Below are 19,886 nucleotides of genomic sequence, written 5' to 3'. Positions count from 1 at the left end.
TATCGCGGGGTGTCTGAAAGGGTTTCGGTGGTCATAGCGTGAGGGAAACGCCCGGTTACATTCCGAACCCGGAAGCTAAGCCTCACAGCGCCGATGGTACTGCAGGGGGGACCCTGTGGGAGAGTAGGACGCCGCCGAACAATCTTTGGAGGACCTCTGGTCCCAGCGACTCGCTGGGACCAGAGGTCCTTTTTTGCTTTTCCGAAGCGCGCCGGGTACCCGGCTGCGCGAGAATGACTTGCGGTACCGATGACAGGAGTCACCATGTCCACCAACTCTCCCGACGAGCGACCGGAGCGCGATCAGCGCCGCCGGGACAGTGGTGACCGCGGCGGTTACCGCGGAGGTCCGCGCCGCGACAACGACCGTCGTGAAGACCGACCCAGCAGTGGCCCGCGCCGTGACGACGGCCGCGGCGGGTTCCGTCGGGACGACAACCGGGGTGGCGGTGGTGGCGGCGGCTTCCGGCGCGATGACAACCGTCGTGACGACAGCCGGCGTGATGACAGCCGTGGCGGTGGCGGTTTCCGCGGCCGTGACGACCGGCGTGAGGGCGACCGGGGCGGTCGCCCGCCGTTCCGTCGTGACGATCGACCCACCAGCGGTCCGCGTCGCGACGACCGTGACCGTGGTGGGGTCCGTCGGGACGGTGACCGTCCTGCGTTCCGTCGTGACGACCGACCCAGCAGTGGCCCGCGCCGTGACGACCGCCCCAGCAGCGGTCCCCGCCGTGACGACGACCGCGGCGGCTTCCGCCGGGACGACAACCGCGGTGGCGGTGGTGGTGGCTTCCGGCGTGACGACCGCGGTGACTTCCGTCGTGATGACCGGCGTGACGATCGCCGGGGCGACGACCGCGGTGGGTTCCGTCGTGACGACCGACCCAGCAGTGGCCCGCGCCGTGACGACCGCCCCAGCAGCGGTCCCCGCCGTGACGACGACCGCGGCGGCTTCCGCCGGGACGACCGCGGTGACTTCCGGCGCGACGACCGTCGGGGCGACGACCGTGGCGGGTTCCGTCGCGAAGGCGAGCGTCCCGCGTTCCGCCGTGACGACCGCCCCACCAGTGGCCCGCGCCGTGACGACCGCCCCAGCAGCGGTCCCCGCCGTGACGACGACCGCGGCGGCTTCCGCCGCGACGACCGCCGTGATGACCGTCGTGACAGCGGCGATCGTGGTGGCTTGCGCCGGGACGACCGCGGTGACTTCCGTCGTGACAGCGGTGACCGCGGTGGGTTCCGTAGGGACGACACCCGCGGTGGCGGTGGTGGTGGCTTCCGGCGTGACGACCGCGGTGACTTCCGTCGTGATGACCGTCGCGACGACCGGCGTGAGGGCGACCGTCCGGCCTTCCGTCGCGACGACAGGCGGGACGATCGTCGCGATGACCGTCGTGACGACAGCCGTGGCGGCGGCGGTTTCCGCGCCCGCGACGACCGGGGTCGCGACGACCGCGGACGTGGTGGCCCCCGTCGCGACGACCGGGGTGGCCGTCCCGGTGGCACCGGTGGCACCGGTGGCTTCCGGGGCCGTGACGACCGTCGAGGCGACGACCGGCGCGGTGGCGGCTTCCGTGGCCGCGACGAGCGCGACCGGGACCGTGAGCCGATCAAGCGGCTGCCGATCCCCGATGACGTCACGGGCGAGGAGATCGACGCGGACGTACGGCAGGAGCTCCAGAGCCTGCCGAAGGGGCTTGCGGAGGACGTTTCCAGGAACCTGGTGATGGTCGCCCGCCTCATCGACGAGGACCCCGAGGGCGCGTACGCGTACTCGAAGATCGCCTTGCGGCTGGCGTCGCGCGTGGCCGCCGTACGTGAGGCGGCCGGGTTCGCCGCGTACGCCAACCAGAAGTACAGCGAGGCGCTCGCGGAGTTCCGGGCGGCACGCCGTATGACCGGGAACGTGGACCTGTGGCCCGTCATGGCGGACTGCGAGCGTGGCCTGGGTCGGCCCGAGAAGGCGCTGGACATGGCGGGTGCGCCCGAGGTGCACAAGCTGGACAAGGCCGGTCAGGTCGAGATGCGGCTCGTGGCGGCCGGCGCCCGGCGCGACCTTGGGCAGCTCGACGCCGCCATCGTGACGCTCCAGAGCCCGGAACTCGCCTCGAACTCCGTACAGCCCTGGACGGCGCGGCTGCGTTACGCCTACGCCGACGCACTGCTGGCCGCCGGTCGTGAGGACGAGGCGCGCGAGTGGTTCGCGAAGGCCGTCGAGTCCGACAAGGACGGCAGCACGGACGCCTCCGACCGGCTCGCCGAGCTGGACGGCGTCGAGTTCGTCGACGCGCTCGTCGAGGACGAGGACGAGGACGAGGACGAGGTCGCGCCCGAAGCCGAGGCTGAGGACGAAGCTGAGGACGAGAGCGAGACCGCGACGGACGCGGAGGCCGACACCGAGGTCGAGACCGAGGACGACGATGAGGACGACATCGTCGAGGCCGAGCGGATCAAGCCGGTCGTCGAGGCCGACGACGATGACGAAGCTTCGCGGGGCTGACGTAGAGCGGTTGTCGTAGGACACGGGCGGCGGGATTCCGGAAGGGATTTCGCCGCCCGTAGCGTTTCAGCCCCTGTTCTCGCCCGGGTGCCTCGCCTGGGTGCCGCAGAGGGGCAGCGCCCGCAGTACCAGCCCCGAAGCCGGCTTCGGGCCGAACGACGTCGACTTGCGGGGCATCGTGACGCCCTGGCGGGCGAGGTCGCGTACGACCTCCTCGCGGACCGGATGCATCAGGACGGCCGTGCCGCCGTCGTGCTCCGCCTTGTCCACCGTGGCGGCCGTGTCGTGGATGTACGCGATGTGGGCGGGCGAGTCCTCGGGGATCCCCCAGATGTGGGCCAGGAGGGTGGCGTGCAGGACGGTCGCGTCCAGGGTGCGCCAGGCCTCGGGGCGGTCCGCCGGGACCGTACGGGCGAGGAGGTCCGGGGAGGGGCGGTCGACCAGGTGGAAGGAGCCGTCGCCCGCGAGGAGGAAGGCGTTGCCCTCGGCGGCGGCCGCGGCGAGGGCCTCCAGGGCCTCGGGGAGCGGAACGTCGAGGTGACGTACACGGAACGAGTCCGTGAGGGCGGCCAGCGCCTCCGCGACCGGCAGATTGTGCAGCAGGCGGTGGATCGCGCGGACCCGGAGCGGGTAGCGCGCGGTGTCCACCAGGAGCACGAGGCCGTAGTCCCAGGGGCTGGGTGAGGGGTGCTCGGCGCGTAGCCGCAGGTACGTCGCCCAGCGGTGGTGGCCGTCCGCGATGAGAGCCTGGTGCCGGCCGAGATCCGTCTGGATCTCGGCCAGGTCGACCGGGTCGGTGATCGCCCACAGACGGTGGCTGAAACCGTCCTCCGTGGTCGTCGAGAGCAGCGGGTCGCCCTCCGCGGCGCGCTCGATGACGGCGGCCGTGCCGACCCGGGAGCCGTTGCCGCGGTAGGTCAGCAGCAGCGGTTCGAGGTTGGCCGAGGTGGCACGCATCAGGGCCGCGCGGTCCGCGATGATGTGCGGCATGACGTCCTCGTGCGGGAGGACGACGCCGGCGGACGGCTCCGACAGGCGCAGGGCGCCGATGATGCCGCGTTGCAGCATGCCGTCGTCGTGCTGCTCGTAGACGTACAGGCCCGGCTCGGGGTCGGCGGCCAGGACGCCTTCGGACACCCAGTCGTGCAGGGTGTCCGCCGCCTGGCGGTTGCGGGCCGTCGGGGTCGTGTCCTGGGGGAGGATCAGCCTGACGATGTTGTGCGGGTCGGCGGACTCGAGGTGGAGCAGACCGTCCGGCCGGACGATGACGTCGTACGGCGGAGATGTCACGGCGGCGAGGCTGCCGACCCGGTCGGGGTCGTAGCGCAGGCCCCGGAACGGGGTCAGTTCGAGGCCGCTGCGCGCCGGGGTTTCCTCCGCGGGACCTGCATAGTTCATTGAGGCATCGTAAGTGTGCAGACGCTGTGCGGGATGATCGGGGGAAAGAGATCGAACGAGGAGCGATGCGTAATGAGCCAGACCGCCAGGACCCGGCCCGAGGCCAGTGAACAGGCGCTGAGCGGGGCCTACGACACGGCTCTGCTGGACCTCGACGGCGTGGTGTACGCGGGCGGCGACGCGATCGCGCACGCCGTGGCATCACTGGGCACGGCCCGTTCGGGAGGGATGCACCTCGCGTATGTCACGAACAATGCGCTGCGTACGCCCGATGCGGTGGCGGAGCATCTGGGTGAGCTCGGTATACCGACCGACGCCGATGACGTCATCACCTCGGCGCAGGCCGTGGCGCGGCTGATCAGCGAGCAGGTGCCCGCCGGTGCGCGCGTGCTGGTGATCGGCGGCGAGGGACTGCGGGTCGCGCTGCGCGAGCGCGGGCTCGAGCCGGTCGAGTCGGCGGACGACGACCCGGCGGCGGTCGTCCAGGGGTTCGGCGGTCCCGACCTGCCCTGGGGGCGCTTCGCGGAGGCGTCCTACGCCGTCGCGCGCGGGGTGCCGTGGTTCGCGTCCAACACCGACCTGACGATCCCGAGCGCGCGGGGGATCGCGCCCGGGAACGGGGCCGCGGTGGAGGTCGTACGCATCGCCACGGGCGCCGAGCCACAGGTGGCGGGCAAGCCGTTGCCCCCGATGCACCGCGAGACGATCCTGCGGACCGGGGCGAAGCGGCCACTGGTGGTCGGCGACCGGCTGGACACGGACATCGAGGGCGCGTGCAACGGCGAGGTGGACTCGCTGCTCGTGCTCACCGGGGTGACGGACGGCGCGCAGCTCCTCGCCGCCCCGCCGCAGCACCGGCCGACGTATGTGGACGCCGATCTGCGCGGGCTGCTCGCCGGACAGCCGGAGGTCGTGGAGGACGGCGACGGGTTCCGCTGCGGCGGCTGGACGGCGCAGGCCGGGAGCGAGCGCCTGGAACTCGCGGGCGAGGGCGAGGCGCTCGACGGGCTGCGGGCGCTGTGCGCGGCGGCGTGGACGGCCGCGGGGGACGGGACGTGCGAGCTGGACGGGGGAAGGCGCTGGCGCGTCTGGGGCTCTGAAGGCCCTGGGGGCTCGTCGGTCGTGGGGCGTAGTCACCCGGGATCGAAGCGTGAGCGAGGGTAGGCTAACCTAACCATGTGTTGGTCGACAGTGCCCCCGAACAGCGCGCGGAGACCGCCCCCGCGCCCCCGCGGCGTCAGGCGATACGCGCCGTCGGGCTCCTCGCGTCTCTGGGCCTCCTGGTGCTCGTCGCGTTGGCGAGTATCGCGATCGGTGCGAAAGCGCTGCCGCTGGACCAGGTCTGGCACGGCCTGTTCCACGGCACGGGGACGTACTCCGACGTCGTGGTGGACGACCGGATCTCGCGTACCGTCCTCGGGCTTCTGGTCGGCGCGGCGCTCGGACTGTCGGGTGCCGTCCTGCAGGCGCTCACCCGCAATCCGCTGGCCGACCCCGGACTGCTCGGCATCAACGCGGGCGCGTCCGCCGCGGTCGTCACCGCCATCACCTACTTCGGTGTCACGAGCCTGAGCGGCTATGTGTGGTTCGCGTTCTTCGGCGCGGCCGCGGTCGGGGCGCTGGTCTGGTTCCTGGGCGGCAGCCGCGGCGCCACTCCGGTGCGGCTCGCGCTCGCCGGCACGGCGGTCAGCGCCGCGCTCTACGGCTATCTGCAGGCCGTGATGATCATGGACGACGCGGCGCTCGGCAAGATGCGCTTCTGGACGGTGGGTTCGCTGGCCTCGGCCACCGACTCGACCATCAGGCAGGTGCTGCCCTTCCTGGTGGTCGGCACGGTCGTCGCGCTGGCGCTCGCCCGCCCCCTGAACGCCATGGCCATGGGCGACGACACCGCCCGCGCACTCGGCGCCAACCTGAACCGCACCCGGGCGCTGTCCATGGCCGCCGCCACCGTGCTGTGCGGCGCCGCGACCGCCGCCTGCGGGCCGATCGTCTTCGTCGGGCTCATGGTCCCGCACGTGGTCCGCTCCTTCACCGGGCCCGACCTGCGCTGGATCCTGCCGTACGCGACCGTGCTGTCGCCCGTGCTGCTCCTCGGCGCCGACGTCGTGGGGCGGATGGTCGCGCGGCCCGCGGAGCTGCAGGTCGGCATCGTCACCGCGGTCCTCGGCGGGCCGGTCTTCATCTCTCTCGTACGACGGCGGAGGACGGCCCAGCTGTGACGTCCACACGTACCCGAGCCGTGCGGACGCGCGGCGGTCTCTCCGTCCGGCTCGACGTCCGGACGTTCACCGTCGTCGTACTGCTGCTGGTGGCCGCGCTCACCGCGAGCGTGGTGCTGATCGGCACCGGCGACTTCCCGATCCCGGCCGCCGACGTCCTCAAGACGCTCGTCGGCAACGGGAACGCGGGCCAGGAGTTCATCGTCAACGACCTGCGGCTGCCGCGGGTGCTCGTCGGCCTGCTGGTCGGAGCCTCGCTCGGGCTCGGCGGGGCGCTGTTCCAGTCCATCTCCCGCAACCCGCTGGGCAGCCCGGACGTCCTCGGCCTCGGCCAGGGATCGACGGCCGGGGCGCTCATCATGATCGTGCTGTTCTCGGGCAGCGCGAACCAGGTCGCGCTGGGAGCGCTCGGCGGTGGCCTGGTGACCGGGCTCGCCATCTATCTGCTCGCCTGGAAGCGGGGGGTGCACGGATACCGACTGGTCCTGGTCGGTATCGGGGTCTCCGCGATCGTCACGGCGGTCGACGGCTATCTGCTGACCAAAGCGGACATCGTCGACGCGGCCCGTGCGGTCGTCTGGATGACCGGCTCCCTCAACGGCCGTGACTGGGCCCAGGTCTGGCCGCTGCTCGCCCTGTGCGCCGTCCTCGTCCCGCTCGTCCTCGGCAACGCGCGCGGGCTGCGCATGATGGAGATGGGCGACGACGTGTCGTACGCCCTCGGAGTGCGCGTCGAGCGCGTACGACTCCTGCTGATGCTGGCCGCCGTGCTGCTCACCGCCGGCGCCACCGCCGCCGCGGGCCCGGTCGGCTTCGTGGCGCTCACCTCGCCGCAGCTCGCCCGGCGGCTGACCCGCTCGCCGGGCCCGAACCTGGTGCCGTCGATGTGCATGGGCGCGACCCTGCTGATCGTCGCGGACTGGGCCTCGCAGCGGGCCTTCGGCGCCGACCAGCTGCCCGTCGGCGTCGTGACGGGGGTCCTGGGCGGGATCTATCTGCTGTGGCTGCTGGTCACCGAGCGCAAGGCGGGCCGGATATGAGCGCCGCGGTGAACAGGGACACCCAGGCGAACGAGAACACTCAAAGGAGCACTGTGAACCGCCTGTCCGCCGACAACGTCACCCTCGGCTACGACCAGCGCGTCATCGCGGAGAAGCTGTCGGTGGAGATCCCCGACAACTCCTTCACCGTGATCGTCGGCCCGAACGCCTGCGGCAAGTCCACGCTGCTGCGCGCCCTGTCGCGGATGCTCAAGCCCCTCGAGGGACGGGTGCTGCTCGACGGGCAGGTCATCCAGTCGATGCCCGCGAAGAAGGTGGCCAGGACGCTCGGGCTGCTGCCGCAGTCGTCGATCGCGCCGGACGGGATCACGGTCGGTGACCTGGTCGGCCGGGGCCGCTATCCGCACCAGGGCCTGCTGCGCCAATGGTCGACGGAGGACGAGCGGGTCGTGCAGGAGTCGATGGCCTCGACCGGCGTCGCCGAACTGGCAGATCGCCATGTCGACGAACTGTCCGGCGGCCAGCGGCAGCGCGTGTGGATCGCGATGGCGCTCGCCCAGCAGACCCCGCTGCTGCTGCTCGACGAGCCGACGACCTACCTGGACATCCAGCACCAGATCGACGTGCTCGATCTGTGCGCCGAACTCCACGAGGAGCGGGGGCGCACCCTGGTCGCCGTCCTGCACGACCTCAATCACGCGGCCCGGTACGCCACCCACCTCGTCGCCCTGCGCGAGGGCCGGGTCATCGCCGAGGGCGCGCCGAACGACATCGTCACGGCGGAACTGGTCGAGGAGGTCTTCGGGCTGCGCTGCCAGGTCATCGACGACCCGGAGACCGGGACGCCGCTGGTGGTGCCCGCGGCACGCAAGGCCCGCGTGAAGGTGGCCGCCGGAGCCGCTGCCGCCGGAGCCGCTAAAGAAGCTTCCTGAGGCGGAACAGGTCGAGCAGGGCCGCCTCCAGCCGCACCCGGCCCGAGCCCCAGGCCTTCGCGAAGTTCAGCTGCCCGTCGACCATGGCGACCAGATCGTCGCCGGACATGGCGAGTCTGATCTGGGCCTTCTCGACGGGTGGCCCCTGGAGGGTGTCGAGCACCTCGATCCGGCCGTCCTTGAGACGACCGACGAAGGTGATGTCGAGGTCGGTGATACGGCAGCTGAGCGAGCGGTCCAGGGCCGCAGCCTCGCGTACGTTCCCGTCCGCGCCCGCCATGTTGTCCGAGAGCTTGTCGAGTGCGCTGCGGCACTCCTCAATCGTGGCCATCGCGGTCGACGGTACCGCAGTGCTTCGGGGTAGCGTCGGGGCATGAACGAGTCAGTGTCGGAGGCCGGGACTCCGCAGGGAGCGATGCCGGAGCCGGAGGTTCCGGTCGAGGTCGAACCCGAACTCGAGTACGACCCCGCCACCCCGGCCCCGCTGGACGTGGACCGCACCCCCACCGGGAACGCCGAGGTCGACGCCCAGCTCGACCGGCTGGGCGACGCCGACCACCTCGCCACGGACGGACATGTCGAGGTGTACGAGGATGTACACCGGGGGCTGCGCGACGCGCTCACCGCGCTCGACGCCCGCCCGGGACCTCCGGCGCCCCCTACGCCGTACGACCGCAGGAGCTGAACCCAACGTGGCAGGAGTGGCACGCCGCCGCCTCGACGCCGAGCTGGTCCGCCGGAAGCTCGCCCGCTCGCGCGAGCACGCCAGCCAGCTGATCGCCGCCGGCCGGGTGAGCGTCGGCAAGACCCTCGCGACCAAACCCGCCACCCAGGTGGAGACCGCGGCCGCGATCGTGGTCACCCAGGACGACAGCGACCCCGACTACGTCTCGCGCGGCGGGCACAAGCTCGCGGGCGCCCTGGCGGCCTTCGTACCCCAGGGACTGAAGGTCGAGGGGCGGCGGGCGCTGGACGCCGGAGCGTCCACCGGAGGCTTCACGGACGTACTGCTGCGCGCGGGCGCCTCCCATGTCGTCGCCGTGGACGTCGGCTACGGTCAACTCGCCTGGTCGCTGCAGAGCGATGAACGCGTCACCGTCAAGGACCGTACGAACGTACGCGAGTTGACGTTGGAGGCGATCGATGGGGAGCCCGTGGATCTTGTTGTCGGGGATCTGTCCTTCATCCCGCTCGGCCTGGTGCTGCCTGCCCTCGTGCGGTGCGCGGCGCCCGACGCCGATCTGGTGATGATGGTCAAGCCGCAGTTCGAGGTGGGGAAGGAACGGCTGGGGAGTGGTGGAGTCGTACGCAGTCCGGAACTGCGCGCCGAGGCGGTGCGCGGAGTGGCCCGGCGGGCCGCGGAGCTGGGGCTCGGGGTGAAGGGCGTGACCGCGAGTCCGCTGCCCGGGCCCTCGGGCAATGTCGAGTACTTTCTGTGGCTGCGTGCCGGGGCACCCGAACTCGACCCGGCCGACGTTGACCGTGCAGTGGCGGAGGGGCCGCGTTGACACAGACCCGAGCTCGTACTGTTTTCCTGCTGGCCCACACCGGGCGGCCCGCTGCGATCCGCAGCGCCGAACTCGTGGTCCAGGGGCTGCTGCGCTCCGGGATCGGGGTGCGCGTGCTGGAGGCGGAGGCGGCCGATCTGCCGCTGCCGCCCGAGGTGGAGCTGGTGAAGGAAGCCACTCCGCAGTGCCTCGACGGATGCGAACTGCTGATCGTGCTCGGCGGTGACGGCACACTGCTGCGCGGCGCCGAGTTCGCCCGCGCCTCCGGCGTGCCGATGCTCGGCGTCAACCTCGGCAGCGTCGGCTTCCTCGCGGAGGCCGAGCGTGACGACCTCGACAAGGTCGTCGACCGGGTGGTGACCAAGGCGTACGAGGTCGAGGAACGCATGACCGTCGACGTCGTCGTCCACCAGAACGGCGACATCGTGCACACCGACTGGGCGCTCAACGAGGCCGCCGTGCAGAAGGTCTCCGCCGAGAAGCTCCTGGAGGTCATCCTCGAGATCGACGGGCGGCCGGTCACCGGCTTCGGCTGCGACGGCATCGTCTGCGCGACCCCGACCGGGTCCACGGCGTACGCCTTCTCCGCCGGCGGCCCCGTCGTCTGGCCCGAGGTCGAGGCACTGCTCATGGTGCCGATCAGCGCGCACGCGTTGTTCGCCAAGCCGATGGTGACCTCACCGAACTCGGTGCTCGCGGTGGAGGTGCTGCCGCACATTCCGCCGGGGGTGCTGTGGTGCGACGGGCGGCGGACGGTGGAGCTGCCGCCGGGGGCGCGGGTGGAGGTACGGCGGGGGGCCGTGCCGGTGCGGCTGGCTCGACTGCACCACGCCTCGTTCACCGACCGGCTGGTGGCCAAGTTCGCGTTGCCGGTTTCCGGGTGGCGCGGGGCGCCGCACTGACACTCCCGTCAGGTCCACTCCCGTGGGTGACAAGGCACCGTTTGTAGGTGCTTGTCACCTGCGGGTTCGCGGCAGCGGGGCGGGGGCCGTCGCACATCCGTGGCTGGACCTCGTAAGGTCGTGTCCGTGTTGGAGGAGATGCGGATACGGTCGCTCGGAGTCATCGACGACGCGGTCGTCGAGCTGTCACCAGGCTTCACCGCCGTGACCGGTGAGACCGGTGCGGGCAAGACGATGGTGGTCACCAGCCTCGGGCTGCTGCTCGGCGGGCGCGCGGACCCCGCCCTCGTACGGATCGGCGCCAAGAACGCCGTCGTGGAGGGGCGGATCACCGTACCCGCGGGCGGTACGGCGATCGTACGGGCCGAGGAGGCGGGCGCCGAGCTCGACGACGGCGCGCTGCTGATCAGCCGTACCGTTTCGGCCGAGGGACGCTCACGGGCACACCTGGGCGGCCGTTCCGTCCCGGTGGGCGTGCTCGCCGAGCTGGCCGACGAGCTGGTGGCCGTGCACGGGCAGACCGACCAGCAGGGGCTGCTCAAACTGTCCCGGCAGCGGCAGGCGCTCGACCGGTACGCCGGGGACGCGGTCGCCGTGCCGCTCGCCAAGTACGCGGGGGCCTACCGGCGACTGCGGGCCATCTCGGCCGAGCTGGACGAGATCACCACACGCGCCCGTGAGCGGGCCCAGGAAGCCGACCTGCTGCGCTTCGGACTCGAGGAGATCGCGGCGGTCGAGCCGCGCGCGGGCGAGGACACGGAACTGTCGGCGGAGGCGGAGCGGCTCGGGCACGCGGAGGCGCTCGCGTCCGCCGCCACGGCCGCGCACGCCGCGCTCGCGGGCAATCCCGAGGACCCCGAGGGCATCGACGCGGCGACGCTCGTCGCGGGCGCGCACCGGGCCCTGGAGGCCGTACGGTCGCACGACGCCGCGCTCGCCGGGCTGTCCGGGCGGATCGGGGAGATCAACATCCTGCTGCGCGACGTGGCGGGAGAGCTGGCCGGGTACGCCGACGACCTCGACGCCGATCCCTTGCGGCTCGCGGCCGTGGAGGAGCGCCGCGCCGCGCTCACCCAGCTGACCCGGAAGTACGGCGAGGACATCGACGCCGTACTCGCGTGGGCCGAGCAGGGCGCCGCACGGCTCCTCGAACTCGACGGCGACGACGAGCGGATCGACGAGCTGACCGGGGAGCGGGACGCGCTGCGGGCCGAACTGGGCGGGCTTGCGCAGGCGCTGACGGACGCCAGGACCGAGGCCGCCGAACGGTTCGCCGCCGCCGTGACCGCCGAGCTGGCCTCGCTCGCCATGCCGCACGCACGCGTGTCGTTCGAGATCCGGCAGACCGACGACCCCGAGGGCGTGGAGCTCGGCGGGCGCACCGTCGCGTACGGGCCCGCGGGTGTGGACGAGGTCGAGCTGCTGCTCGCCCCCCATCCCGGGGCGCCGCCGCGGCCCATCGCCAAGGGGGCCTCCGGTGGTGAGCTCTCCCGCGTGATGCTCGCGGTGGAGGTCGTCTTCGCGGGGACCGACCCCGTGCCGACGTATCTCTTCGACGAGGTCGACGCCGGTGTGGGTGGCAAGGCCGCGGTCGAGATCGGGCGGCGGTTGGCCAAACTCGCCAAGAGCGCGCAGGTCGTCGTGGTGACTCATCTGCCGCAGGTCGCCGCGTTCGCCGACCGGCAGCTGCTGGTCGAGAAGACCAACGACGGATCCGTGACGCGCTCCGGGGTGAAGGTGCTCGAGGGGGAGGAGCGGGTTCGGGAGCTGTCCCGGATGCTGGCGGGGCAGGAGGACTCGGAGACGGCCCGGGCACATGCGGAGGAGTTGTTGGCCACGGCTCGGGGTGACGTGTAGTTCCGTCCGCGGGCGGGGCCGGCTTTTGCGTCGCTCCGCGACGGGCGCCTTGACCGCTCCGCGGTCTTCTCTTCGCCGCTCCGCGGCGCGTTCCGCGCCCACCCCTTTTTTGCCGCCCCGTCCCCGCCCGAAGCGGCCCGCTCCGCGGGCCCCTGGAGTTGTCGCATGATCACCAGCTTCGGTACCGCCGTCGCCGTCACCCGCGCCACCCTCGCAGGCCTGCGCTCCAAGACCCCGGGCGGCCGGGAGCGCTGGCAGCGCACGAACTACGCCGGGCGCACCGTCGAGTTGTACGCCGGCCCCGCCACCGCCCTCGGAGCGGCGCTCGCGGCCGCGCGCGTCCACCGTGGCGCCGGGGCCGCGGTCCTGGCCGCCGGGGTGTGCGGCGCGTACGACGACGTGGTCGGGGCGGGGGACCCCCGCCGGGGGTTCCGGGCGCATCTGGGGGCGCTGAAGGACGGGGAGGTGACCAGTGGGGCGGTCAAGCTGTTCGGAATCTCGGCCGCGGGGCTGGTGGCGGGGGCGCTGCTCAAGGAGCGGCCTGTGGACAAGCTGCTCGCGGGGGTCGTGATCGCGGGGAGCGCGCACTTCGTCAACCTCGTGGATGTCCGGCCGGGGCGGGCCGCCGGTGCGGTGCTCGCGCTGGGGGTCCCGGGGCTGCTGCGGGGCGGGCCCGCCGGGCGGCTGTCGGCCGCGGCGGCGGGTGCGGCGGCGGCCGTGTTCCCCGACGACCTCGGTGCGCGCGCGATGATCGGTGACACCGGGGCCCACGCGCTCGGCGCCGCGCTGGGCAGCGCGATCGTCGCGGGCAACGGGCGGGCAGGGCTCCTCGCCCATGCCGCGGCGCTGGTGGCCGCGACCGTGTACGGGGACAAGGTCAGCGAGGCGGTCGCGCGACCGCTGGGGTGAGGGGCGGACACCCCGTCGCGCATCCAGCGAAGGACAACCCGTCGCGAAGACACGCGACTTGTCACTCTTGTGGGTGACAGCTGTCGTCGAGTTGGGCGCTGCGCCGCGAGGCTTGCTCCGATGGCGGTCCCGGAACACCCGTACGGCCTGGCATCCTTGGCGTAGTACGCGGAGCACGACGTGCGGTACACCCCCCTCTGGCTTTCCCTCTGTACGTTCTCCGTGCCCGTCCGACGCCGAACCAGGAGCCCCGGCCACGTGAGCCACGTGAGCAGCCACTCACCGCACGGTCAGTCGCCGCTGCGCACCGTGCAGGTGCTCGGCGGCGGAAGCGCGGGCAGCAGCGCGCATGTGCGGTCGCTGGCTTCGGGGCTCGTCGCCCGGGGGGTGCGGGTCACCGTGTGTGCACCCGCCGAGGCCGACCTCGCGTACGGGTTCAGTGGCGTCGGCGCCCAGCACGTTCCCGTGCCGCGCAGCAGCGATCCGGCCGCCGTGGCCGCGCTGCGGGTGGCCTGCGCGGACGCCGACCTCGTGCACGCGCACGGGCTGCACGCCGCGCTGCGGGCCGCGCTCGCGCTCAGCGGGCGGCGCACCCCGCTCGTCGTCACCTGGCACACCCGTTCGCACGCGGAGGGCGCGCGGGCGCGTCTGCTGCGGCTGCTGGAGCGGCGGGTCGCCAGGGCCGCGGCGGTGGTGCTGGGCTCCTCGTCCGACCTCGTGGACCGCGCCCGCAGGCGCGGGGCGCGGGACGCCCGGCTCGCGGCCGTCGCGTTCCCGACGCCACGCAAGGTCGTCGAGTACGGGGACCCCGACCGGCTCCGCCACAAGGCGCGGGCCGAACTCGGCGCCACCGACCGCCCGTTGCTCATGGCCGTCGGTTCCCTCGACCGGCACCGCGGATACGACACCCTGCTCGACGCCTCGCGCGCGTGGCGCTCGCTCGACCCCGTGCCGCTCCTGGTGATCGCCGGGGAGGGGCCGCTGCGGGCGGCCCTCCAGCGGCGGATCGAGGACGAGGAGCTGCCGGTGCGGCTCGTCGGGCGGCGCGAGGACGTCTCCGAGCTGCTTCTGGCCTCCGATCTCGCGGTGTTGCCGAGTGGTTGGGAGTCCCGTTCCGTGCTCGCCCAGGAGGCCCTGCACGCGCGTGTGCCGCTCGTCGCGACCGCCGTCGGAGGTATCCCCGAACTGGTCGGCGACGCGGCCGAACTCGTCCCGTGCGCGGACGCCGACGCGCTCGCCGCCGCCGTCGTACGGCTGCTCGGGGACGACGATCGCCGGGAGTTGCTCAAGGAGCGGGGGGTGCGGCAGGCCGCGACCTGGCCGACCGAGGACGAGACCGTCGCCCAAGTGCTCAGCGTCTACGACGAGCTGACCCAGACCAGGCCCCTTGCCTAGGTCCTGTCTCAGGGCACGTGCCGTCGCGCTCGCAGTGCCAGGCTCAACGCCAGCACCGTCTGCGGGTCGTCCAGGTCCGTGCCCAGCAACTCCCCGATCCGGGCGAGGCGGTTGTAGAGGGTCTGCCGGTTCAGGTGCAGCTCGCGGGCCGTCTCCGCCTTGCGGCCCGCGTGCGCCAAGTACGTCTCGAGGGTGGGCAGCAGCGGCGGCTTGGAGCGGAGGTCGTGGTCGCGGAGGGGGCCGATGGCGCGCTCCACGAAGGCCGCCAGGTCCGGATGGTCGCGCAGCCGCCACAGGAGCAGGTCGGTGTCGAGGCGACGGGCGTCGTACCAGGGGCGGTCCGTCAGGCCCTGCGCGGCCGTCGCCGTCTCCGCCGCGTGCCGCAGGCCCGCCGAGGCCGCCGCCCAGCCGCCCGCGACCCCGACCACGACCACGGGCGGCTGTGCCCCCGGCCGCTGCATGCCCGCGCGCTCCACGCCCGCCCTGAGGGCCGCCGCGACCCGGTCCGCGACCGCCGCGCGCTCGGACTCCGAACGCAGGCCCAGCAACAGGGGGACACGGCCCTCCACCGGACGTACGCCCAAAAGAACCGGCACCCCCACCGAGGCCAGCTCCTCCGCGACCGCGCGCGCCAGGACGGCCCAGCCGCCGCCGGGGGAGGGGCCGTCGGCGAGCCGCATCACGACCGGCAGGAGCGGGCCGCTGCCGGGCTTGAAGCCGAGCACGCGGGCCTGTGCGGGGGCGTCCTCGGCGGCGATACGGCCCTCCGCGAGGTCGGTGAGGAAGTCCCCGCGTCCGCGTGCCGCGAGCTCCTCCTCCTGGCGGGCCTGCATGAGGACGACGGCCAGGATGCCCGCGGCCCGCTCCGCCGCGATCCGGTGCACGGGGGCGACCGGGGCGCTGACGGGCAGGAGGACCAGCCGGGCGCGTACCGAGCCGGTGCCGGGGCCGCCGCCCGGCACGTCCACGAGGGTCGTCCCGGCGGGCGGCTCCTCCTTGTGCTGGCCGCGCATCCCCTCCCACACCTGGAGCGGATCGGCGCCGGCGGAGCCGGCCCCCGCGGCGTACAGGAGCTGTCCGTCCGCGGTCTCCAGGAAGACGGGGTTGCCGCTGAAGTCCGCGAGGATGCCGAGGACCTGGGGTATGCCCCCGCCGCCGAGCAGGGCCTCGGTACAGCGCCGGTGCACTTCCTCGGCCCGCTGCAGCAGCGCGTAGTGGCCGTTGACGATCTCGGTGTGGATCTCCTCCGTGACCGCCACGAAGGGCACCTCGCGGTGCAGCTGGACCAGCGGGAGACCGGCGGAGCGGGCCGTCTCCACGAGGGCCGAGGGCAGCCGGGTGAAGCGCGGGCCGAGTTCCACGACGAGTGCCGCGATACCGCGCTCCGCGAGGGTGCGGACGAACGCGCGCTGGTCGGCGGGGCGGGTGCCGAGGCCGTAGCCCGTGGTCAGGAGCAGTTCGCCGCCCTTGAGGAGCGAGGCGATGTTCGGGACCTCGCCCGCGTGCACCCAGCGCACGGTGCGGCCCAGCCGGTCGGCGCCCGCGAGGATCTCCGGCAGCCCGCTGCGCAGCCCGGGCAGCTCCAGCGCTCGCTGCACGGTGATTCCGGCGCCCTGGGTGTCGTATCGACTGTCCAAGTGGCTGTCCAAACGGCTGTCCATGCAGCGGACGCTACCCGGGGAGGCCTCCCGGAGGCATGTCCGAGGCCGGGCCGCTCACTACCGGGGCAGGATGTTGTGGTTGAAGCGGAAGACGTTGTCCGGGTCGTACGTGGCTTTCACCGCGGCCAGCCGGCGGATGTTCCCGGCGCCGAGGCCGGCCACCACGCGGTCGACTCCCTCGTCGCCGACGAGGTTGAGGCAGACCGCGCCGGTACTCCACGGCCGGAGGGCGGCGCGCACGTCCTCCACCCACTGGACGCAGCGCCTGTCGTCGGCCGGGTCCTCCCACATCCCGAAGGGGTGCACGGTCCACCGGGCGTCCCGGAACGGCACCGGGAAGCGGTCCGGACCGGAGGCGATCGCGCCGCCCTGCGGGAACAGCGAGTACCGGGTGGCCGTGGGCACGGGCAGGGCGTTTCCCAGCTCGCAGAAGACGTCCACGGCCTTGTCGGGCAGGCCGGTCAGGGACTCCGCGGAAGAGTGGTTCCTCAGGCCCGGCGGGCTGTCCAGGATGCGCTGGAAGGCGGCGTAGGGGAGGGCCGTGAGGATCACGGCCTCGTGAGGCAGCGCCAGCAGCGGCCGGGCGAGCTTGCGGAGGTCCTGCTCGGGGCCCGGGTACGTCAGGAGTGCGTCGACCAGCTGTGTGCGGATGATCCCGCCGCCGGTCTCCGGCGGTGCGGCTTCGATGATCTCGCGGTAGCCGCGGACCACGTCCGGGCCGGACTCCGGGCGGTAGGTGAGCAGGGCGATCGAGAAATCCGGCAGCGGGTGCAGTCTCAGGGTCAGTGCGGTGGCGACGCCGAAGTTGCCGCCACCGCCGTGCAGGGCCCAGAAGAGTTCCGGGTTCTCGTGATCGGTGGCCTGGATCTGCGAGCCGTCGGCCGTGACCAGTTCGACGCCGAGCAGGTTGTCGACGGCGAGGCCGAAGGCGCGGTCGAGCCAGCCGGTGCCGCCGCCGAGGGCGAAGCCGGCGACGCCGGTGGTCGAGTTCCGGGCGCCGGTGGTGGCCAGGCCGTGGGGCAGGGTGGCGTGGTCGAGGTGGCTCATGAGGGCGCCGCCCTCGACCCGTACCGTCCGGAAGCCGGGGTGGACGGTCACCGTGTGCATCCGGCGCAGGTCGATGACCAGGCCGTTGTCGTTGAGCGACATCCCGGCCGGGCTGTGGCCGCCGGCTCGGATCGCGATGTGGAGGTCCAGGTCCCGGGCGAAGCGGACGCAATGGACCACGTCCGCCTTGGTCTCGCACCGGGCGATCACTGCCGGGTGGCGGTCGATGCGGGCGTTGAAGAGCGTGCGGGCGTCGTCGTAGCCGGGATCTTCAGGCCTGAGAGCGTCGCCGGTCAGGTGTGCGCGTAGGGCGGCGAGGCGGGTGTGGGCCTTTGAGAAGGGGGACATCGCAGCTGCCCCCTTTTTCAGGAGGGGACGGGACTACTTTTCAGCCTAGGGGCTTGTGTGGGGCTGCGGGCGGGTGGGGGCTGGTCGTGCAGTTCCCCGCGCCCCTGAAAGCAGATGCTCGCGCGCCCTTGAAGAGAGCATCGGCCCGTGTCCCTGACGACAGCGGCGGCCCGACCCCGAAAAGGGGATGAAAGCGGCGGCCCCGCTCCCGAAAAGGGGAACGCGGGCCGCCGTCCCGCTCGCGTCAGCCGCCGTATGCCCCGCTTGCCGTCAGCCTCAGGGCCGTGTCGATCAGGGGCACGTGGCTGAAGGCCTGGGGGAAGTTGCCCACCTGGCGCTGGAGGCGGGGGTCCCATTCCTCGGCCAGGAGGCCCAGGTCGTTGCGGAGGGCCAGGAGCCTTTCGAAGAGCTTGCGGGCCTCGTCGACGCGGCCGATCATCGCCAGGTCGTCCGCCATCCAGAAGGAGCAGGCCAGGAAGGCCCCCTCGTCGCCCTCGAGGCCGTCCACGCCCGCGTCCTCGCCGGTGGTCGGGTAGCGCAGGATGAAGCCGTCCGAGGTGGACAGCTCGCGCTGGATCGCCTCGATGGTGCCGATCACGCGCTTGTCGTCCGGGGAGGAAGCCCATCTGCGGGATGAGGAGCAGCGAGGCGTCCAGCTCCTTGGAGCCGTACGACTGCGTGAAGGTGTTGCGCTCCTTGTCGTAGCCCTTCTCGCACACGTCCCGGTGGATGTCGTCGCGCAGTTCGCGCCACTTCTCCAGCGGGCCGTCCGCGTCACCGGACTCGATGAGCTTGATCGTGCGGTCGACGGCGACCCAGGCCATGACCTTGGAGTGCACGAAGTGGCGGCGCGGGCCGCGGACCTCCCAGATGCCCTCGTCCGGCTGGTCCCAGTGGTCCTCCAGGTAGCGGATCAGCTTCAGCTGGAGGAGCGAGGCGTAGTCGTTGCGCGACAGCCCCGTCATGTGGGCCAGGTGCAGGGCCTCGATGACCTCGCCGTAGACGTCCAGCTGGAGCTGGTGCGCGGCGCCGTTGCCGACCCGCACGGGGCCCGAGTTCTCGTATCCGGGGAGCCAGTCGAGCTCCGCCTCGCCCAACTCCCGCTCGCCCGCGATGCCGTACATGATCTGCAGGTTCTCCGGGTCGCCGGCCACGGCGCGCAGCAGCCATTCGCGCCAGGCGCGGGCCTCGTCGCGGTAGCCGGTGCGCAGGAGGGAGGAGAGGGTGATCGCGGCGTCGCGCAGCCAGGTGTAGCGGTAGTCCCAGTTGCGTACGCCGCCGATCTCCTCCGGGAGGGAGGTGGTGGGCGCGGCGACGATGCCGCCCGTGGGGGCGTACGTCAGGGCCTTGAGGGTGATCAGGGAGCGGACGACGGCCTCGCGGTAGGGGCCGTGGTACGTGCACTGGTCGACCCAGTCGCGCCAGAAGTCCTCGGTGGCCTCCAGGGCCTGCTCCGGCTCGGGCAGCGCGGGGGGCTTCTTGTGTGAGGGTTCCCACGAGATGGTGAACGCGATCCGGTCACCGGGTGCCACCGTGAAGTCGGCGTACGTGGTCAGCGCCTTGCCGTAGGTCTCGCAGGCGGTGTCGAACCAGACCGAGTCGGGTCCGGCGACGGCGACCGTGCGCCCCTCGTGCTTGTGCACCCAGGGCACGACACGGCCGTAGGAGAAACGCATCCGCAGCGCGGAGCGCATCGGGACCCGGCCCGTGACGCCTTCCACAATTCGGATCAGCTGGGGCGCGCCGTCGCGCGGCGGCATGAAATCGGTCACTCGGACCGTGCCGCGTGGGGTGTCCCACTCGGATTCGAGGATCAGCGAGTCGCCGCGGTACGAGCGGCGCGCCGCCGTCGGTGGTTCGGCGTCGGCCGCGTGGGCGGGCCCGAGCCGCCAGAATCCGTGTTCCTCCGTGCCGAGCAGTCCCGCGAAGATGGCATGAGAGTCGAAGCGGGGCAGGCACAGCCAGTCCACTGTGCCGTCCCGGCAGACCAGTGCTGCGGTCTGCATGTCTCCGATGAGTGCGTAGTCCTCGATGCGCCCGGCCACGTGCATCTCCAGTCGAACGGCCACGTCGCCCCCGAGGGGCGGTCGCTCTGCGGTCAGGGAACAGGAACGTTAAAACGTTAGAAGATTGAACGTTAGAACGTTGGTAAAGCGTCGTTGCGGAACGTCAATTATCGGTGCGATTGCCGTTGCGAAACGAACTGA

General features: G+C 72.5%; 14 protein-coding genes, 1 rRNA gene and 3 pseudogenes. 13 read left to right on the top strand and 5 right to left on the bottom strand.

What is annotated here, in order from left to right; translation table 11 throughout:
• The first annotated feature begins 23 nt into the window (after window positions 1-23).
• The 3 genes and pseudogenes from rrf to AAFF41_RS12940 all read left to right on the top strand — a co-directional run bounded on the left by rrf (window position 24) and on the right by AAFF41_RS12940 (window position 2,499).
• Window positions 24-140: ribosomal RNA gene (gene rrf, locus AAFF41_RS12950) — 5S ribosomal RNA — on the top strand.
• Between the two features lie 559 nt (window positions 141-699).
• A pseudogene (locus tag AAFF41_RS51575) lies at window positions 700-1,311 on the top strand (hypothetical protein); the annotation flags it as partial.
• Between the two features lie 306 nt (window positions 1,312-1,617).
• Window positions 1,618-2,499 carry a tetratricopeptide repeat protein gene (locus tag AAFF41_RS12940; RefSeq protein WP_319745268.1) on the top strand — a complete coding sequence of 294 codons (882 nt, stop codon included), beginning with the start codon at window positions 1,618-1,620 and terminating at the stop codon, window positions 2,497-2,499.
• 66 nt (window positions 2,500-2,565) lie between these two features.
• Here the strand turns inward: AAFF41_RS12940 and AAFF41_RS12935 are convergent, their stop codons facing one another.
• The gene (locus tag AAFF41_RS12935) at window positions 2,566-3,897 is read right to left on the bottom strand and encodes a DUF1015 domain-containing protein (RefSeq protein WP_343323982.1); all 1,332 of its coding nucleotides are present in this window, start codon (window positions 3,895-3,897) and stop codon (window positions 2,566-2,568) included.
• 72 nt (window positions 3,898-3,969) lie between these two features.
• Between AAFF41_RS12935 and AAFF41_RS12930 the strand changes: the two are divergent.
• From AAFF41_RS12930 to AAFF41_RS12915, 4 genes and pseudogenes are all read left to right on the top strand, one after another.
• Window positions 3,970-4,997 (top strand): annotated as a pseudogene (locus AAFF41_RS12930) (HAD hydrolase-like protein).
• Between the two features lie 78 nt (window positions 4,998-5,075).
• Entirely contained in the window at window positions 5,076-6,119 is a 1,044-nt protein-coding gene (locus AAFF41_RS12925) for a FecCD family ABC transporter permease (protein WP_319744580.1), read from the top strand.
• On the top strand, window positions 6,116-7,159 hold the full coding sequence (locus AAFF41_RS12920) for a FecCD family ABC transporter permease (RefSeq protein WP_343323981.1): 1,044 nt from the start codon (window positions 6,116-6,118) through the stop codon (window positions 7,157-7,159). The genes AAFF41_RS12925 and AAFF41_RS12920 overlap by 4 nt, the downstream gene beginning before the upstream one ends.
• Window positions 7,156-8,052 (top strand): ABC transporter ATP-binding protein, encoded by an 897-nt coding sequence (locus AAFF41_RS12915; RefSeq protein ID WP_319744584.1) that lies wholly within the window; start codon window positions 7,156-7,158, stop codon window positions 8,050-8,052. The genes AAFF41_RS12920 and AAFF41_RS12915 overlap by 4 nt, the downstream gene beginning before the upstream one ends.
• Here the strand turns inward: AAFF41_RS12915 and AAFF41_RS12910 are convergent.
• Window positions 8,036-8,383 (bottom strand): SCP2 sterol-binding domain-containing protein, encoded by a 348-nt coding sequence (locus AAFF41_RS12910; protein WP_060901712.1) that lies wholly within the window; start codon window positions 8,381-8,383, stop codon window positions 8,036-8,038. The genes AAFF41_RS12915 and AAFF41_RS12910 overlap by 17 nt on opposite strands.
• A gap of 42 nt (window positions 8,384-8,425) precedes the next feature.
• Here AAFF41_RS12910 and AAFF41_RS12905 point away from each other — a divergent pair, with 42 nt between their 5' ends.
• The 6 genes from AAFF41_RS12905 to AAFF41_RS12880 all read left to right on the top strand — a co-directional run bounded on the left by AAFF41_RS12905 (window position 8,426) and on the right by AAFF41_RS12880 (window position 14,623).
• The gene (locus tag AAFF41_RS12905) at window positions 8,426-8,737 is read left to right on the top strand and encodes a hypothetical protein (protein ID WP_319744586.1); all 312 of its coding nucleotides are present in this window, start codon (window positions 8,426-8,428) and stop codon (window positions 8,735-8,737) included.
• Window positions 8,738-8,744: 7 nt separating this feature from the next.
• Window positions 8,745-9,560 (top strand): TlyA family RNA methyltransferase, encoded by an 816-nt coding sequence (locus AAFF41_RS12900; RefSeq protein WP_075027836.1) that lies wholly within the window; start codon window positions 8,745-8,747, stop codon window positions 9,558-9,560.
• Window positions 9,557-10,462 carry an NAD kinase gene (locus tag AAFF41_RS12895; protein ID WP_054234477.1) on the top strand — a complete coding sequence of 302 codons (906 nt, stop codon included), beginning with the start codon at window positions 9,557-9,559 and terminating at the stop codon, window positions 10,460-10,462. Before AAFF41_RS12900 ends, AAFF41_RS12895 begins: the two co-directional genes overlap by 4 nt.
• 138 nt (window positions 10,463-10,600) lie before the next feature.
• Window positions 10,601-12,319: a DNA repair protein RecN gene (gene recN, locus AAFF41_RS12890; RefSeq protein WP_319745271.1), complete on the top strand. Its 1,719-nt coding sequence runs from the start codon at window positions 10,601-10,603 to the stop codon at window positions 12,317-12,319.
• 165 nt (window positions 12,320-12,484) lie between these two features.
• Window positions 12,485-13,228 carry a hypothetical protein gene (locus AAFF41_RS12885; RefSeq protein ID WP_319744588.1) on the top strand — a complete coding sequence of 248 codons (744 nt, stop codon included), beginning with the start codon at window positions 12,485-12,487 and terminating at the stop codon, window positions 13,226-13,228.
• Between the two features lie 258 nt (window positions 13,229-13,486).
• Entirely contained in the window at window positions 13,487-14,623 is a 1,137-nt protein-coding gene (locus AAFF41_RS12880) for a glycosyltransferase family 4 protein (protein WP_319744590.1), read from the top strand.
• An 8-nt stretch (window positions 14,624-14,631) separates the two neighbouring features.
• On the opposite strand, the gene AAFF41_RS12875 is transcribed toward AAFF41_RS12880, so the two are convergent.
• From AAFF41_RS12875 to AAFF41_RS12865, 3 genes and pseudogenes are all read right to left on the bottom strand, one after another.
• A complete protein-coding gene (locus AAFF41_RS12875; protein WP_388407893.1) occupies window positions 14,632-16,284 on the bottom strand; it encodes a PucR family transcriptional regulator in 1,653 nt (550 codons plus the stop codon).
• 57 nt (window positions 16,285-16,341) lie between these two features.
• Window positions 16,342-17,679 (bottom strand): FAD-binding protein, encoded by a 1,338-nt coding sequence (locus AAFF41_RS12870; protein ID WP_343323980.1) that lies wholly within the window; start codon window positions 17,677-17,679, stop codon window positions 16,342-16,344.
• Window positions 17,680-17,923: 244 nt separating this feature from the next.
• Window positions 17,924-19,724, bottom strand: a pseudogene (locus tag AAFF41_RS12865) (glycoside hydrolase family 15 protein).
• Window positions 19,725-19,886 lie beyond the last annotated feature (162 nt).

This window comes from Streptomyces mirabilis (assembly GCF_039503195.1).
Lineage (GTDB): Bacteria > Actinomycetota > Actinomycetes > Streptomycetales > Streptomycetaceae > Streptomyces > Streptomyces mirabilis_D.
Note: the sequence above shows the minus strand (reverse complement) of the source record. Positions and strands in the feature narration are given on the sequence as shown.

Bases quoted from the DNA above. Each gene is read 5' to 3' on its own strand.
- recN (WP_319745271.1), top strand. From the start codon at position 10,601: ATGCGGATACGGTCGCTCGGAGTCATCGACGACGCGGTCGTCGAGCTG.
- AAFF41_RS12885 (WP_319744588.1), top strand. From the start codon at position 12,485: ATGATCACCAGCTTCGGTACCGCCGTCGCCGTCACCCGCGCCACCCTC.
- AAFF41_RS12875 (WP_388407893.1), bottom strand. From the start codon at position 16,284: ATGGACAGCCGTTTGGACAGCCACTTGGACAGTCGATACGACACCCAG.
- AAFF41_RS12935 (WP_343323982.1), bottom strand. From the start codon at position 3,897: ATGAACTATGCAGGTCCCGCGGAGGAAACCCCGGCGCGCAGCGGCCTC.
- AAFF41_RS12905 (WP_319744586.1), top strand. From the start codon at position 8,426: ATGAACGAGTCAGTGTCGGAGGCCGGGACTCCGCAGGGAGCGATGCCG.
- AAFF41_RS12915 (WP_319744584.1), top strand. From the start codon at position 7,156: ATGAGCGCCGCGGTGAACAGGGACACCCAGGCGAACGAGAACACTCAA.
- AAFF41_RS12910 (WP_060901712.1), bottom strand. From the start codon at position 8,383: ATGGCCACGATTGAGGAGTGCCGCAGCGCACTCGACAAGCTCTCGGAC.
- AAFF41_RS12870 (WP_343323980.1), bottom strand. From the start codon at position 17,679: ATGTCCCCCTTCTCAAAGGCCCACACCCGCCTCGCCGCCCTACGCGCA.